The organism is Patescibacteria group bacterium, from assembly GCA_041650895.1.
Lineage (GTDB): Bacteria > Patescibacteriota > Patescibacteriia > 2-01-FULL-39-33 > 2-01-FULL-39-33 > CAISTG01.
Map to the genome: position 1 here is coordinate 168,644 of JBAZKF010000001.1, position 16,596 is coordinate 185,239.

At 40.2% G+C, this 16,596-nt stretch carries 14 protein-coding genes; 6 read left to right on the forward strand and 8 right to left on the reverse strand.

What is annotated here, in order from left to right; all coding sequences use genetic code 11:
* The first annotated feature begins 103 nt into the window (after positions 1 to 103).
* From WC473_00895 to WC473_00920, 6 genes are read left to right on the forward strand one after another with little or no spacing between them, the layout of a single operon-like run.
* Positions 104 to 1,441, forward strand: a complete 1,338-nt coding sequence (locus WC473_00895) for a sugar transferase (GenBank protein MFA5124370.1) — start codon at positions 104 to 106, stop codon at positions 1,439 to 1,441.
* Between the two features lie 13 nt (positions 1,442 to 1,454).
* A complete protein-coding gene (locus WC473_00900; protein MFA5124371.1) occupies positions 1,455 to 2,333 on the forward strand; it encodes a glycosyltransferase family 2 protein in 879 nt (292 codons plus the stop codon).
* Between the two features lie 14 nt (positions 2,334 to 2,347).
* The gene (locus tag WC473_00905) at positions 2,348 to 3,052 is read left to right on the forward strand and encodes a class I SAM-dependent methyltransferase (protein MFA5124372.1); all 705 of its coding nucleotides are present in this window, start codon (positions 2,348 to 2,350) and stop codon (positions 3,050 to 3,052) included.
* Positions 3,039 to 3,878: a polysaccharide deacetylase family protein gene (locus WC473_00910; protein ID MFA5124373.1), complete on the forward strand. Its 840-nt coding sequence runs from the start codon at positions 3,039 to 3,041 to the stop codon at positions 3,876 to 3,878. The genes WC473_00905 and WC473_00910 overlap by 14 nt, the downstream gene beginning before the upstream one ends.
* A complete protein-coding gene (locus WC473_00915) occupies positions 3,868 to 4,869 on the forward strand; it encodes a GNAT family N-acetyltransferase (protein ID MFA5124374.1) in 1,002 nt (333 codons plus the stop codon). Before WC473_00910 ends, WC473_00915 begins: the two co-directional genes overlap by 11 nt.
* Before the next feature lie 4 nt (positions 4,870 to 4,873).
* Positions 4,874 to 6,292 carry a radical SAM protein gene (locus tag WC473_00920; GenBank protein ID MFA5124375.1) on the forward strand — a complete coding sequence of 473 codons (1,419 nt, stop codon included), beginning with the start codon at positions 4,874 to 4,876 and terminating at the stop codon, positions 6,290 to 6,292.
* A gap of 3 nt (positions 6,293 to 6,295) precedes the next feature.
* Here WC473_00920 and WC473_00925 read toward each other — a convergent pair whose 3' ends face one another.
* From WC473_00925 to WC473_00960, 8 genes are read right to left on the reverse strand one after another with little or no spacing between them, the layout of a single operon-like run.
* A complete protein-coding gene (locus WC473_00925; GenBank protein ID MFA5124376.1) occupies positions 6,296 to 7,723 on the reverse strand; it encodes a radical SAM protein in 1,428 nt (475 codons plus the stop codon).
* Positions 7,720 to 8,694, reverse strand: coding sequence for a lysylphosphatidylglycerol synthase transmembrane domain-containing protein (locus tag WC473_00930; protein ID MFA5124377.1), 975 nt, complete (start codon positions 8,692 to 8,694; stop codon positions 7,720 to 7,722). Before WC473_00930 ends, WC473_00925 begins: the two co-directional genes overlap by 4 nt.
* Positions 8,694 to 10,529, reverse strand: a complete 1,836-nt coding sequence (locus WC473_00935) for a hypothetical protein (GenBank protein ID MFA5124378.1) — start codon at positions 10,527 to 10,529, stop codon at positions 8,694 to 8,696. The genes WC473_00930 and WC473_00935 overlap by 1 nt, the downstream gene beginning before the upstream one ends.
* A 9-nt stretch (positions 10,530 to 10,538) precedes the next feature.
* Positions 10,539 to 11,627 carry a radical SAM protein gene (locus WC473_00940; protein MFA5124379.1) on the reverse strand — a complete coding sequence of 363 codons (1,089 nt, stop codon included), beginning with the start codon at positions 11,625 to 11,627 and terminating at the stop codon, positions 10,539 to 10,541.
* Positions 11,628 to 11,630: 3 nt separating this feature from the next.
* Positions 11,631 to 12,587 (reverse strand): glycosyltransferase family 2 protein, encoded by a 957-nt coding sequence (locus tag WC473_00945; GenBank protein MFA5124380.1) that lies wholly within the window; start codon positions 12,585 to 12,587, stop codon positions 11,631 to 11,633.
* 4 nt (positions 12,588 to 12,591) lie between these two features.
* Positions 12,592 to 14,016, reverse strand: a complete 1,425-nt coding sequence (locus tag WC473_00950; GenBank protein MFA5124381.1) for a radical SAM protein — start codon at positions 14,014 to 14,016, stop codon at positions 12,592 to 12,594.
* An 8-nt stretch (positions 14,017 to 14,024) separates the two neighbouring features.
* On the reverse strand, positions 14,025 to 15,254 hold the full coding sequence (locus tag WC473_00955; protein MFA5124382.1) for a glycosyltransferase family 4 protein: 1,230 nt from the start codon (positions 15,252 to 15,254) through the stop codon (positions 14,025 to 14,027).
* 3 nt (positions 15,255 to 15,257) lie between these two features.
* A complete protein-coding gene (locus tag WC473_00960; GenBank protein MFA5124383.1) occupies positions 15,258 to 16,592 on the reverse strand; it encodes an oligosaccharide flippase family protein in 1,335 nt (444 codons plus the stop codon).
* Positions 16,593 to 16,596: the final 4 nt, after the last annotated feature.

Consider the following 16,596-nt stretch of genomic DNA (forward strand, 5'->3'; position numbering starts at 1 on the left):
CAGAACCATTAACTTTATTCCATTATAACACAAATCAAATTAAGTCAAAACTTGTTTTTTCTCCTTAAATATGGTATAAATAGTTCTGTAATTGATTAATATTATGACCAGTTTTATTATAAAAACCAAAAAATTACTTCTAATTTTAGGCGATATCGGCTGTCTTTATCTGGCGCTCTACCTGACTCTTTGGCTCCGTTACGGCTCGAGTTTCGACGCCAATTCCTGGCAAATCCACTATCGCGCCTTGACTTTTATTTTTATTTTGTGGCTATTGGTTTTTTACATCAGTGATTTTTATGATCTAAAAACCAGCTATAATAACTTTTCCTTATTTTCCATCTTATCCAAGGCCACAATAATCAACGGCATTATTGCGGTTTTAGCTTTTTATTTTCTAACTCCGTTTTTCCCCGCCATCAAACCGCAGAAAGTCTTGATTATTGATTTGGTTATTACCTTCGCTATACTTTTTGCCTGGCGCAAAATTTTTTACGGCTTGATTAAATCGCCACAGATCGCCAACCATCTTTTGGTCATCGGACAAAAAAACCTAGCCGAAGAATTAATGAGAGAGCTGGCGCGCCGGCCCCAGTTAGGTTATAGAGCGACGCACCTCAACCAAGTTCCGGAAAATCTAAAAAAATACTGCCTGGACAGCAACATTGACATCGTTATTGCCGATAATAGCCTGCACACTGACGCCGTTACGGCAAAAAAAATCTTTGATTGTTTGTCTTTGGGCATTGATGTGCATCAACTGACTGACTTCTATGAAATCATTACGCAAAAAGTGCCGGTGGAATCGATTGAACTAGGATGGTTTCTGGAAAATCTAACTGAGAATTCCAAAAAATCATACGAGATACTCAAGCGTCTGATAGACATACTCCTATCCGGCATCGGCTTAATCGTAACAGCACCTTTCGTACCCCTTATCGCTCTCATCATTAAATTAGAAAGCCCCGGACCGATTCTCTTCCGACAGATTAGGGTGGGCAAAAACGGCAAAGAGTTTTTAGCCATTAAATTCCGCTCAATGATTGAAAATGCAGAAAAAAACGGCGCTCAATGGGCGACAAAGAATGATTCCCGCGTTACCCGTTTCGGACGCCTAATGCGTAAAACCAGATTAGATGAAATTCCCCAGTTGCTTAATATCCTCCGTGGCGAAATGTCCCTAATCGGTCCCAGACCGGAACGGCCGGAATTCATCCAGTCTCTCTCGCAGGAAATCCCCTTCTATAGCGAACGACTCTTAGTTAAGCCGGGTTTAGCCGGCTGGGCACAACTGCTGGGTCCAGCCTATGGCGGTTCCAAAGAAGAAACATTAGAAAAACTCAAATATGACCTATACTACGTCAAAAACCGCTCTCTGCTTCTTGATTTAAGTATTATTTTAAAGACAATTAGAGTTGTCTTAGGCGGTAGAGGCCAATAAAACATTTTACTTTATGAATACATTCCCGGCTTTATCAATAATCATCCCTAATTTCAATGATGGCGAAGCCCTTCCCAAAGTCATTGATTCTTTAGTTAAAGAATTAACCGAAAACCAGATAACCCACGAGATTATCATTGTTAATGACGGCTCGACCGATCAAAGTGGAGAGTTATTAAGATCAGACAATAGAGTGCGGCTGCTTAATCATCCCTATAACAAGGGCTACGGCGCCAGCTTGAAAACCGGAGCTAAAAATGCTCGCCACGAATGGCTGGCATTCTTTGACGCTGATGGACAGCATCAAGCCGAGGATATCAAAAAAATGCTTGCTTATACGGAGAACTTTGACTTGATTTCCGGTGAACGAACCGGTTACCAAGGACCCTGGATTCGCCAACCCGGGAAAAAATTGATCCACTTATTGGCTATATATTTGTTAGACAAAAAGATAACTGACTTCAACTGCGGTTTAAGAATCATCAAAAAGAAAGATTTTTTAAGATTTGTCCATATTTTACCTAATGGTTTTTCCTGTTCAACTACAACATTATTCGCTTTTTTAAGGGAAGGATTGAATGTCAAATTCGTGCCAATTCAAATAAATAAGAGGGAAAGTGGACAAAGCATGGTCAAACCGAAGGAGTTCATAACTTACTTATTCTTAATCTTGCGGCTAATCATGCTTTTTTCACCCTTAAGGATATTTCTGCCTATCGGCCTATTATTATTTTTATTAGGCGGAAGTTTATTGGCATTTGACGTTATTAATCAGGGCCGGATTAGCGCCAGTACGGTATTAGTCTCATTATCTTCAATATTAATATTTTTCTTCGGCCTGATAGCCGACCAGATTTCCGCCCTCCGAAGAGAGATTAATAACCGTCAATAAAACATCACGCATTTATGCCAACCGGAGATCTGCAAGAAAAATTCTGGAGCCAAGACAAATCAGCGCGTCGCTCTCCAGAACATCCCATTGTGAACTATATTTTCAAAGATAAAGCGAAAAAAGTAAAAAATATATTGCCGAACGATATTGGCAGTATTCTTGATTGTGGCTGTGGCAACGGCTTTTTCCAAAAAGCCCTATCCGATATCTTTCAGATAGAATGTGTGGGGATAGATTATTCAAAAGAAATGATTGATAACAACCCCAATCCGCAAAAAATGGTTGCTTCAGTTACGGCCATACCTTTTCCGGACAACTCCTTTGATTTAGTAACCTGCAGTGCGTTGCTTCACCATATGAACAAGCAAGAAAGGATTGAAGCCGTAAAAGAAATGTCCAGAGTGGCAAAAAAATATATTTTCTTATGCGAACCGAACGGAAAAAATCCGGCGGTAGCGGTCTTCTCTCTCCTAAATCGAGAAGAGTTGGGTGGCCTTGATTTTTCCTTGGGTTACTTAAAAGGATTAGGTAGGGCAGCCGGATTACAGCCGACAAAAGCCTTTATTGACGCCATGGTTCCACCCAATAAAACACCGTTATGGGCTTTCCCTGTCATACGGTATCTGGACCAAACAAAACTCAATTCGCTTCTAGGATTAGACGCGAATGTGTTATTTGAAAAAATATACTTAAACGATCCGCATAATGAACGACAATAAGCCCAAAATTATTCTTTCCTTTGATTTGGAATATTGGCATTCAAGCAAATTTTTGGAAAAATATTTAGCCGGAAAACAGGCTGACACTCCGCTACTGAACATAACTCTCTTGGAAAAAATTCTATCTCGGCTTAGCGACTATCCGAATGCCAGTGCCACTTTTTTTGTTCTGGCTGATTTAATGGATCGCTTCCCCGACTTACTGAAAAAAATCAAAGCTAGCGGCCAAGAAATCGCATTGCATGGTCTTAATCACACACCGATAGATCGCTTAAGCCCCGATGAATTCCAAAGGGATATAACCAAATCAACGGAAATCTTCCAACGTGTAATTAATGAAGCGCCAAAGGGATTCAGGGCGCCTAATTTTTCAATAAACAAAAGCAACAAATGGGCCTGGGAAACACTGGGGAAAAACGACTTTGTTTATGATTCAAGTTATTTCCCGTTCTCCTCTGATCCGACAGGGTTAACGCCGATCCAACCCTACAAATTAATGACTGAAGCCGCACTCTTAGAATATCCCATTTCAACTTTCCGCTGGCTCGGGATCAATTGGCCAATATCGGGCGGTCTTTATTTCCGCCTGTTGCCTTATCCGATTTTCTCTTACTTGTTAAAGAAAAAAATCTCAAAAAACCAATTAGTGGTGCTTTATTTCCACTTAATGGATTTGGATGAATCAATACCAAACATAAAAATCCCTCACTGGCGCAAAACTTTAAAATATTTCGGCGTCAAAAAAAGTTGGAATAAATTCAACCGACTGCTGAATGATTTTTCCGTTGAGAGCATTGAACAACATAGGATTAACCATGGCCATTAAAGAGCTGACAAAAGACCAAGAACAAGCTTGGGAAAATTTCTTAAACAATTGCGAAGAATCTAACTTCTCCCATAGTCTTAGAATGCGAAAAATTATCCGCGACAATTATGGATTCGCTGATAATTACCTGGTTAGCACCAACGACCGAGGATTAATCGTCGGGATTCTGCCGCTTTTTAAGATCAACAAGAAAAAGTCAGTCTCATTGCCCTTCACTGACTCAGCCGGCTTTATCGGCAATGAATCAGCCTTATCGGAATTTGCTGATTACCTGATGAGACAAACTGCTAAGGATAGCAAGGAATATGAATTACGCCAAGCTGAGGCGAGAAACTTTAGCCAGGCATCGCTAAGCACCGACAATATATCTTCGATGATTGATTTAAAAGAAGATTCAGACAACTTATGGAAGAGAATTGATAAAAAAGCCAGAAACCAGGTGCGCAAAGCCGAAAAATACAATCCGGAATATTTAAGACAAAAAGAATTATTAGCCGATTTTTACCTGCTCTATCTCAAATCAATGAAACGGCACGGCACGCCAGCCCATAAAGTGACTTTCTTTGCCAACATAATGGAACAATTTGACGGCATCATCTGCGCCGTTAAATACAATAATCAGACAGTCGCCGCCGCTTTGACTTTTATCCATAAGAATATATTGCATATTCCTTGGGCGGCCTCTGACAGAAAGTTTAAATCATTAAATTTTAATGACTACCTCTACTGGCGGATGATTTCTGAATCATGCGACAGGGGGCTTGACGGAGTAGATCTCGGCAGATCGCAAGTTGATTCCCCTGTAGCCAAATTCAAAAATCAATGGGATTGCCGCGATACCGTTCTGCAATACTATTTAATATCATCAAAAAGAAAAAATAATAAAGCACCACAAAAATCCGGGTTACGTTATTTAGCAAAGATTTACCGTTTATTGCCATTAAATATCACTGCCCTAATCGGTCCCCGACTAAGGAAATACCTGCCCTAAAACTATGACAAAAAAAATACTGCTAATTAACCCTGCCCAGTTTCAACCGATCGCCGCCAATCAGCCAGAAATCTACGACAAAGAAATAGATTACCTGCCGTCATTGGGAATTTTATATTTGGCTTCCTATTTGAAAAAATTCGGTAATCATGAAATCAAAATTGCGGATTGCGGCGTAGAAAATATCAGTTACGACGGAATTGGCGATATCGCCAAAGATTTTAAACCGGATATAGTCGGTATAACCGCTTTAACTTTCGTCCTATTAGACGTCATAGCCATTATTAAAGCGATCAAAACGTCATTTCCCGGGACTTTAATCGTTCTAGGCGGTCCTCATCCGAATTTATACCCCAATGAAACCATTAACCTGCCCGGAGTGGATTTCATTGTCCTGGGCGAAGGCGAAAAACCGTTTAAGGAGTTGATTGATAATATTGATGATCGCGAAAAATTAAAAACAACACCTGGATTGATCTTTAAACTTAATGGAGAAATAATCAACACCGGCCATTGCGAATTAATCAGCAATTTGGACGAATTGCCTTTTCCAGCTCGACAACTGACAAAATATGACAAGTATTTTTCTATCATCGCGCAAAAATCTCCGGTTACCACTATGTTCACTTCTCGCGGCTGTCCTTACCGCTGCCTGTTTTGCGATCGGCCGTATTTAGGGAAAATTTTCCGCGCTCGCAGCGCCAAAAACGTCGTTGATGAAATGGCAGAGATTAAAAAAATGGGGATTGAAGAAATCTTCATCTATGACGACACCTTCACCATTAATCGCCAGAGAACTATCGACATTTGCCACGAAGTAATTAACAGAAAATTAGAAATCAATTGGGATATCCGCGCTCGCGTCAATACGGTTGATGAAGAGGTGCTTCACTGGCTAAAAATAGCCGGCTGCCGGAGAATCCATTTCGGCGTTGAAGCGGGAACTCAAAAGATACTTGATATACTCAAAAAAGATATCACGCTGGAGATGGTGGAAAAAGTAATCGGCTGGACAAAAAAAGAGGGCATTGAAACCCTCGCCTACTTCATGATCGGCAATCCTTCGGAAACCTTGGCCGACATTGAACAAACAATAGCATTCGCCAAAAAGATTGATCCGGATTATATTAATGTTTCTATTACCACTCCTTTCCCGGGCACCCAGTTATACGATCAGGCTCTGGAAACAGGCATCATCAAAAGCGATGTCTGGAGGGAATTCGCGGCCAACCCTTCAACGCAATTCATTCCGCCGTTATGGACGGAGAATTTCTCCCGCGACGAGCTGATCGGCTTAATGCGTCAATTCTACGGTTCTTTCTACCGACGCCCCAAATATATCATCAAAAAACTTCTGGCCGTCAAATCCTGGGGCGAGTTAGTCAGAAAAGCCAAGGCCGGCTGGCAAGTATTAAAATTCTAAAACCTATTTAAGGACGTTTTTAAAAATGTTAAGTCCCAGCAGAATATCTTTCAAGTCTGCCAGGGACTTGATTTTTTTTAGCCGATAAATAATATATTTCGGACGTAAATAAAACTTAATAAAGGCTTTGCGTTTTAATTTCAGCAGGGTATCACTGCTTAAATCGGGCAAATCCATCGGCGGTATATGATTGGAGACTGAACAAAAATCACTCCAATCAAAATCTTTCCTGATGTATCCGCGAGCCTTTGCTTCTTCATACATGGGAGTTCCCGGATAAGGAATGGCAACAAAAAAGGCTGCTGTGTCCAGATCCAAGCTACAAGCAAAATCAATCGTCTGATTAACCGTCCAAGGATCTTCGTCAATATAACCAATAATGAATGCTCCGGAAACCAAGATGTCGTTTTTACGGCATAAGTCAACGGCTATTCTAGCTTGTTCCAGTGTGGCGCCCTTGCACATCTTATCTAAAATTCTCTGCGAGCCCGATTCAAAACCAAAACCGATCCTTTTACAGCCGGCCCGTCTCATTAACTTGAGCATTTCATTATTTACCGAATCAACTCTGGCCATAACCACCCAAGAGATATCCAGCTTCCGCCGGATAATCTCTTCACAAAATTCCTTCACTCTATCTTTATTAGCCGTAAAGAGTTCGTCATGGAAATTAAAAGAAGTAGCCTGGTAATTTTTCATGCATTCTTCAATCTCGGCCAAAACATTACTCACACTCCTAGTACGATAGCGCCTTTTCCAAACTGATTCCGCCATGCAAAAACCGCAACGATAAGGACAGCCGCGGCCGGATATGATATTAATCGCCTGCCCCGAGTCCGTCGTTCTGGTCGGCGGCAAGTAATACTTTTCAACCGGCAATAAATCACGAGCCGGGAACGGTATGGTATCAAGATTATCAATCAGCGGGCGGGGTTCTGTTATTAATATTTCAGCATTATCGCGATAAGCGATGCCTTTAATCACCCCGAAATCGACTTGCTCGGATATTAAGGCGCGGATTAATTCCAAAAAAGTGACTTCCCCTTCGCCCAAGACGCAAAAATCTATTGCCGGCATACCCCGCATTGTTTCTTCGGCGGCAATTGTCGGATGTGGCCCGCCGACAATGATTTTTATTGCGGGATTAATGACTTTTATCCGCCGCGTAATTTCTTTGAGTTGTTTATAGACAGGCGTGGGGAAAGTCAAAGCGATAAATTGCGGCATGATTTCCTTAATCTTTTCATCTATCTGATCATAGGACATTTCCAATGCCTCACCGTCAAGAATTGTTATTTCTACTTCCTGTTCATATTGGCGCAAATAAGCCGCCAGATAAGCCAAATTAAGCGGAGCGGTTTTCCCACCCTGCCCTTCGATACCGTCATAATTAGTGAAAGGCGGATTAATCAATAAAAGTTTATACTTCATAAGTCGGTCTTTTTAAAAAAATTCTTTACGGGTAAAAAAATAGCAATTAAAATTAATAAATAAGCGAGACTAAACAAATGTACTATGAAACCAGAAATAATAGACGCTTCCTTATTTAAGCCTAATAGTCCGAAGCTGATAGCCCAACCTGTTTCATAAGTTCCGAAGTCCCACAATCCCTGGATAGGCAAAAAACTTATTAATTGACTAAAAATCAAACCCAGAGTTACTTTAAGCCAGTTAAAATCTATATTTAGGGCACGGAAAAAAACTACGATCATTAAAGAAGCGGACGCCAGCCACAAGAACGAAATCAACAAATTAGTCAAGTAAACGGGCCAGGAACGAATTGTTTTGACGCTTGTTGCAACCTCTTCCAACTTAGTAGCCAGCTTAGCGCCAAATTGAAATTTAGTCAATCTTGCCCAATGCATTAAAATAACAACCGCTTTAACCAGCCAATCAAGGTAGAATAATATGGCAATCGTGGCTAACCCAAGCATAAAACAGCTTAGATAGATTCTATTAGGCGGAATGTAGCCGGGGTTAAGCAAAATAAAACCGATCAGAAAAGAAAAAGCCACTGCCAAAAGATCAAAAAATCTGGCTACCAACAGGACACTAAGCCCTTCTGCTATGGCTACATTCTCACGTTTTTTTATGAAATAAACAAAACTTAACTCACCGCTTCTAAACGGCATTAAATTACAAAAAAAAGTATAACCCAAAGTAATTTTCAAGGAACTCAAAAAACTTATTTTCTTAGAAAGAATCAAGACTTGCCAGCGCCAAGCCCGCAAACAAACGCCGATAAAATAAAAAATAAACGCGATTAAAGCGTAAGTCCATGATATATTTGAAATAATATCCCTGGCTTGAGTGAAATCAATCTGAGTTAAAAGCAAACACAATAAAATTATGGTTACGGCCAAGGAGATTGTTTTTTTGCGCTTGGTTATCTTTTTCAACATTATTTTATCAAGTTAAGAAACCACATCTTGCCGGGACTGGTTTCAGCTTCTATTATTCCCGCCTGAGGCCAATCGACAATGTTTATCGCTTGGCTACTGGAGGAAATCTGCCCCGCTAATTCAGCATCATAACCAATTATATATTTTACATTATAAACGTCAAAAGCCGACTGAAGTTTTTGCTCCTGCAATAAATGGTTGATAGTATTCGGAGAAAAATAGACAGTTGATACTCCGGTTAAATAATTCAACAGAGGATGCAATGACCTATTGCCTACGGCCACCGCCTCTTCCGGTTTGATGGCGACACCCCAAGAACTGATTTGCTCAGCTGAATAAGCAATTTTCAAATTTATATTATTATCATATCCCCGGCCCCAATAGACATGATTAGCCTGGACTAAGCCATAAATGATTAAAAGAATAATCACCCCGCCGGCCAGCCGACTAAATCTCTTTGCAACATAATAATCGCTGATCATCTTAGCTAAGCTCATCAAGCCCAGACTGATAAAAAGAGCAATCACCCAACCCCAATCCATTAAATGATTGCGTGAGGCCAGAACGACGTAACTGGAAATAAAAATAGAAAACACCAGCCAACTGACAAAAAGATTGGTTAGATTCTTGTCTCGACGACTCAAGTCTTTAATACCCAATAACATTAAAATAAAAAACAGTGATCCGCCAATATACTCCAAGGCGAGAAATCGAGAAAGATGCGCCAGCAGATTATTGGATCCGACAAGAGCCCGCTCCGCCAAATTGATGGGGCGTATGCCGATATTGGCCCCCACCTTAATCAAGTCAATGCTCTTCAATAATCCTCGACCAGCTATGTCGGAATTAAATTTGTCTAAAACCGTTTTCTGATCAAAATAAAAAGTATAGGGATCGGGGAAAAGATGGCCGTAAAAATTAAACTCAGACCAATTATTGGTTTGCGTCTCGCTGGCAAAAAACACCCTGAAATAATCATTATTACCGCTAAAACCGAATATCGCCGGCAACCAGAAAAAAGCTAATATTACAAAAAAAGGAACAAACACCAAACTGATGTTTCCAAGACTGCTTTTGACGGCATTGTTCCTTAAACCGGTTAAGACGGTTTTAAAACGTAACCAAATCAATCGGAAAAAAGACAAATCCGTACGGGAATCGATAATAAGGGGTTGCTCTGAGGACTGAAAAATCAACCAAAAAAATAAAACTGGCGGAAATAAGAACATCACTTCCCGCGACAGGCAAGCTAGCGACAAAAAGACTCCGGACAAAGGCAGAAAAAAATATCTGCCCTTGACTTTACGGCCGATAAAAAACAAAACGCAAAAAACTGAAAAATACAGCATCGCGAATTCGTAGGTGCCGATAGTTTGAACCATCTGGGAATTAAACGGCAATAAGATATAAACCAAAGAAAATATTGCGGCTATTTCCCAATCAAACAAATAAAACACGACGGCCGCAAATAAAACCAAAGCCAATGCCTGAATAATTACGGCAATGACTATTAAAGTGTTGAAATCTGGCAAGCCGATCAACTGAAATAATGCAGCATAAGACCAGGTAGTAAACTTATTGCCCTGGGTACTGAGCTGAGCCCGCTGGCTGACTAAAGACGGCGCCAAAACGACATTGCGGCTGTCCTCCATGCCGTAAACCCCCGTTTGGACAAGATTCCTGGCCAAAATAAAATTCTCCGCTTCGGCCGGTTGGGCAGTACTGCCCTTAAAAAAAACCGGAAAATACCAAAAACCGGCTGCAACAAAAAAAACTACGGGCAATAAAACAAAAAGAATCGAGCTCTTAAACCTAAAATTTGGCTGTTGCGACATAATTTAGAGTTACTTTAAATGAAAATTCCCAAAAACCGCCCTAAACAAATGCCAAGGGCTCATCATAATATTAGGAAGTTGATAACAATAATGAGTACACCAACATTTCTTATTCTTAATATCTAACCGTTGCTGTTTCGCAAGGGATGACTGCCAGGCCTTTCTAAAATCATAATCATAATCCCGCAGATTACCTATCTTGGGCAACATTTCGCAATTATACATATTACCCCAAGCGTCAATAACGGGGAAAAATAAAGCTGAGCGGCAAGGTAGGATTTGTTTTTTTTGCTTCATTATTTTTAATGCTATCTTATGGTAATAAGCATAAAACAGCTTATTGGCCAAATCATTGGCCAATGTCTTACTCTTGAATAAAACACGGCTAAGCAATTCCTCATATTGCCCCAAATCTACGGGTGCGATTTTTTGCGGGTCAAACGAACCGCGGATTACTTCAATCGTATGATATGTGATGCCGGGATGCTGATCAACAAAATCAATCACCGCGGCGATATTATCTTGGTTTACATTAGAAATAGTGGTATTAACACTGACCTGCAACAACTCATTAGTCTTAGCGATAGCCGTCAATTTCTCATACGTATCCAAAAAAAGCTTAAAGTTTCCAGCTATTCCTCTTACCCGATCATGCACCTCTCCGATTCCGTCCAGAGATAGGACTACTTTTAGTTTTATTGGCACGCGAACCAGTATCCTTTCGACTTGATCCGCTATCTTATCCGGCAAAAGACAATTAGTCGGTATGGCAATTTTTCTAGTGGCGCTGCAACGGTAAAAAATCTCGCAAATTTCCGGCAAATCCGGCCGCAAAAACGGTTCACCTCCACCCAAAGTAACGCTTCTTATGTCGCCAATGGTTTGGGTAAATTTTTCTATTTCCGCTAAAGAAAGCTCCTTAGTTTCCGTGTTTATCACTTGCCAGTTAAAACACATTAGACAACGGGAGTTGCACTTGTTGGTTACTTGAAAAATTAATCCGTAAAGCGGCCATTCCCTTTTTGATAAAGAATAGAAATAGAACTTGCTTACAGGAAAATATTGTTTAATTATTTTTAATCGTTTAATAAAATCCATAAATTAATCTAGATTAAATAACTGCTCTAATTGGTTATTGCTGATCTTTTTTAATCGGCTATTCCTCATTCTGGCATGAAAAATATCAAATGAATTAATAATTATGGAGACAAGGCTTTTCATAAAGGGCTGGAGATCGGCGGGTTGTCTAAGGCAATGGGCGATATTAAAACGGATATTAAGAGGCAATGATCTGATCAAAAGCAATGCCGGATAATTCCTTAGCATAATCAATAGCCGATTACGCATCCACAGGTAGACCGTCCGCTTATTGCCTATTGTCTTATTTACGGTCACGCTCAAACCATGATAGCTAACGCTGTTTGGCTGATAAACAACTTGATATCCGGCAATATTAACCCTCAACGACAAATCAGTATCTTCATAACCATGATAATATTTTTCGCAGAAACCACCGATTTTCTCCAAAACACTGCGCCTGATAATCATGGAAGCGCTACAGGCATAAAGAACCTGCCGACGCTGATTATATTTTGGATCGCTTGATTCTGCGCCAATACCAATATCATAGCCTTTACCGCGAAACAATATACTACCGCCGGCAGCAGCGATTTTTTCCGGCATACCAGCGAAAAGAATCTTACCTACAGCCTGGCCGACATTACCATTTGAATCCATTAATCGCACCATCTCAGCCAACCAGGTTTTAGAAAGAACGGCGTCATTATCCATAGTCACTACATATTCAGCTCGGCCGGAATCAATCCCTTTATTACGCGCCGCCGCCGGACCCAGGTTAGCCTTATTCTCAATAACGGTAATTCCAGGATAGTGCCGTCGAAAATAATCCACTGAGTCATCCGGAGAATGGTCATCAACCAAAATAATATTATAGTCAATATACGTTGAATCCAACAAAGAGTCAAGGCATTTCGCGGTCAATTCCTTGTTCTTGTAATTACAAACCACAATATCAATTTTGGGATTAATTTGATTCATAAAATTACGACGGTTTCCTGTGACCTTTAAATAATTTAGGAATCGCCCTTAGCAATTTTCGCCATAAAACTTGCGGAGCGTATAACAGTAAAAAATACGCCATCTTCAATCTGAATATAGTCGGACTTTTCGGTATCTTAAAAACAGCAGAGTATGATTCAGTGGATAAATTAGCTATTTTCCAAGCCTTCAACCGATCCTTAGCGCTAAAATCAGCGGTTTCAAAAATCGGAATAATCTTATCCCCTGTTTTGGAAAAATGGCGGCCGAGCGCAAAATCATTCAATAATTTACCATTGTTTTTAACCCAGTCCCATAACTCCGTATGAGGATAGGGAATCAAAAAATTCCACTTAATGCCGCCGTTTAATTTTAATTGATCAAAAAACTTCACTGTTTCCCTGGTATGTCTAAGATTATCACCGGGTAGGCCGACAATAAAAAATCCCGTAACTTTGATGCCGCTTCCCATTAATATTTTAGTGGCCCTGACAATATCTTCTAGTTTCTCACCTTTTTTTATCCGATCAAACACTTCAGGCACGCCGCTTTCTATGCCTAAGGAGACATGACGGCAACCAGACTCATACATAGCAACGGAAAGTTCTTGGGTAATCCTGTCGGCCCTGACGCCATTGGGGCAGCCCCAGACAAGCTCCAATTTTTGGCCGGCTAATGACCGGCAAAATTGCAAAGCCCGGTTGATATCCATAGTGAAATTATCATCAACCAGTTCAAAGCTATTTATCAGGTATTTCTCCTTGGCCAGAACTAATTCTTTAATAATATTTTCTACACTTCGGGATCTCCAATTGCGCCCACTGACAAATTTAACCGAACAATAAACGCAGTTGTAAGGACAGCCGCGGCTGGTTAGAAGCGGATAAGGTCGATCTTTAAAATATTCCCGAGGATCCAATTCTGAAAAATGATCATAATCGGGAAAACTTAATTTATCCAAATCAGTAACAAAAGAATAATGATTAACCCGGCATTCGCCACCGACTCGGTAAACCAACCCGGGAACTTCGTTGATTTGCTTTTTGCCGGATAGAAAATCAAAAAAAAGCGGCAAGGACTGTTCGGCCTCAAACTGCAAGCCATAATCAATATCGGGATTCGTCTGCAAATATTCCACCCCCAATAAACTGACATGGGGTCCGCCGACGATAATTAAACTGTCAATCTTGCCTTTTAATTCGGCAATAAAATCGCCAATTACCGCTACGTTAGTAGACTTTACGGAGAAACCCAAAACTCTGGGATTAATTGCAATAATAAAATCTTTCAAATGATCAGGCGACCAAGCCAAAAAGTTCAAATCAATAATGTTAAAAGAGAGGCGCCCGGCAAGCGAACCGCCTAAATAGGCCAAGCCATTATTGATGTATTTATTTGTCCCCCTAACTTCAATAAGCAACAAATCCATAATAATAATTATTTATCTATAAACTTATTATACCAGTCAAGAGTTTCAGCCACCTGTTTATCAAGAGAAAATTCCTTTACCACTCTTTGTCTGCCGGCTTGACCAAATTTTTTTGCCAAATCCGGATGCTTTAACAGATCAATAATCTTGCCTGCCAGCTCCTCAGTCTTCAATGGGTTGACTATATAACCGGTCTCACCGTCAACTACGATTTCCGAAGTCCCGCCGAAGCATGTTCCCACGACCGGCTTGCCAGCTGACATGGCTTCAATATTAAACAAATTAAACGGATCAAAATAAATTGATGGCGTAACACAAACTTCCGCTGAAAAAAAAGCCAAGCCCATTTCCGAACGACTCAGCCAGCCCGTAAATAAAACCTTGTCCGTGAGCTTGGCGGCATTGCTTTTATCCATTAAGTACTCTGCGTAGCCGGTCATTTCCCCGACTATCATTAGTACCGCATTGTCAACCTCCTTTACCACCTGAATCATGGCTTCAATAATGGCGCTGCCGCCCTTGGCTTCGCTCAAACGTCCGCCGAACATAATTACTCTTTTGCCGATTAATTTGAATTTTTCCTTAAACGCTTCAATTGCCGAATCGTCCTTCTGCCAATAATCGCCGGCAATGGCGTTATGAATAGTGGCGGTGTTGGTAATGCCATTCAAAGCCAAGACATCTTTTTGTATATTAGTGATACAAAAAATCTTGTCTATATATTTGAGATAATGCCTAATCAGAACATTGCGCAAGGGGTTATATCTTTTTTTGGCGTTCCTTAAATTATCCCAGAGAGTGACTTTATAATTACAAGCGCCATTTTTTAAATTAAGTTTACCGTAATTAAAAAGCATCATATCGTGCGCCGTCAAAAAAACCGCTCGAGAATACCGACTACCGAGAAAAAACGTGTGGTAAGATATGTGGCCGTGGACATTATGAAAATGACAAACATCGGGCTTAATCCGACTAATTATCTTTTTAAACTCAAAAATGGTTTGGGGATTGAACAAGCTAAGATAACTAATCCAGCGATCCGGATAATGGGCGTAAATCCGATGAACTTCTATACCATCGTAAACCCCCACACCGGCCTGCTGCTTATCCTGAACGCTAGCGATAACAAAAACACTATGGCCTAATTTTATTAAACCCTGAGCTAAATTATAAACCACTATGGACGGACCGGTATGCGTTATGGGAGGAAAATCATCAGAAACGAATAGTATTTTCATAGTTTAGTTTAGTTTAGAAAAGTATCCTCTCAAATAAGAAAAATGGGCTACTAAACTGAAAAATGACCAATAAACTATCAATGAGATAATGGCATTCAACGGGGAAGTCAACTTCAAAACAAAAAATATCAGAATAAACCCAGAAACAAGATTGACGAGGTTTATAGCAATAGCATAGATATTTTTATTGATTGTCCGATAAACTGACCCCAAACCAATCGTAAAACCGGAAAAAATAATGCTTAATGACAGCGGATAAACCAGCTTAATGCTTAAATTAAATTCCGGGCCATAAACAATTCTAATAAGGTAAGGAGCGACAGCCAAAGACGCTAAGACAATGAAAAAAAATATAAACCCGGCAAAAAGCGACGATTTATAAAAATTGGCTTTTAGATCTTTAATCCCGGCAACCTTGGCTTTAGGCAACTGCACCTGCAATAAACGACTGATCGGGGTCAGAAAAACATTAGACAAAGCCAAATAAGCCAAGGCTATTTTCAGGTTAGCCACCTCCGCCGATGAAGCCAAGTAACCAAGGATTAATAAAGGCAGAATATTAAACAAACTAGCGATATTTTTATCCACAGCCATGACAAAACCGAAATTAAAGTATTTCTTAATTTTGACCTGATAAAAATTAGATAGAATCTCACCAAACGCTGGTACTAATTCATTGCGACGAGAAAAATTACGATAGACTAAAATAGAAAAAACCATGGATCCGATAATCGTTAATAAATAACCCCAAACGATTCCGGCTAAGCCAAAACCCATAAAAACAAAAATCACCGGTAAAAACACGGCAAAAAATTTATTAATATTCTCTGCAATAGTCAGATATTTTATCTTTCGCATGACTTGAAGCAGGTTCACTAATAAACCAAAAAATATTTGGAAGATGTAGCCGACGATTATTAATCTGGCTAATTCGCCGATCAAGCGGTTATGATAAAACCACTGGGCTAAGGCGGGAGCTAAAATAATAGCGGCCAAGCCGAAAGTAAAGGAGATGATTAAGTTCAATTTAAAAAAATAGGTGATGATATCCTTGATATCCTGACGGCTTCTTCTGGCGTAAGCCTCAGCCAAAAGCGTCAAAGTAGCATAACCGGTGCCCCAATCCATAAATAACCCGGCAAAGCTGGCTAAAGCAAAAATCAAGGCGTAATCACCGTACGTGCCGACGCCCAAAACCCTGGCATAAATAACAGAGGCGATCAGCGACAGACCCAAATCCCAAAAGGAGCCCCATTGCAAAACCAATAGGTCACGAAAAAATTTCAGCTTCCATAAATATTGCCAACCGGAGATGATTTTTTCTTTAATTACTTTCATTGTT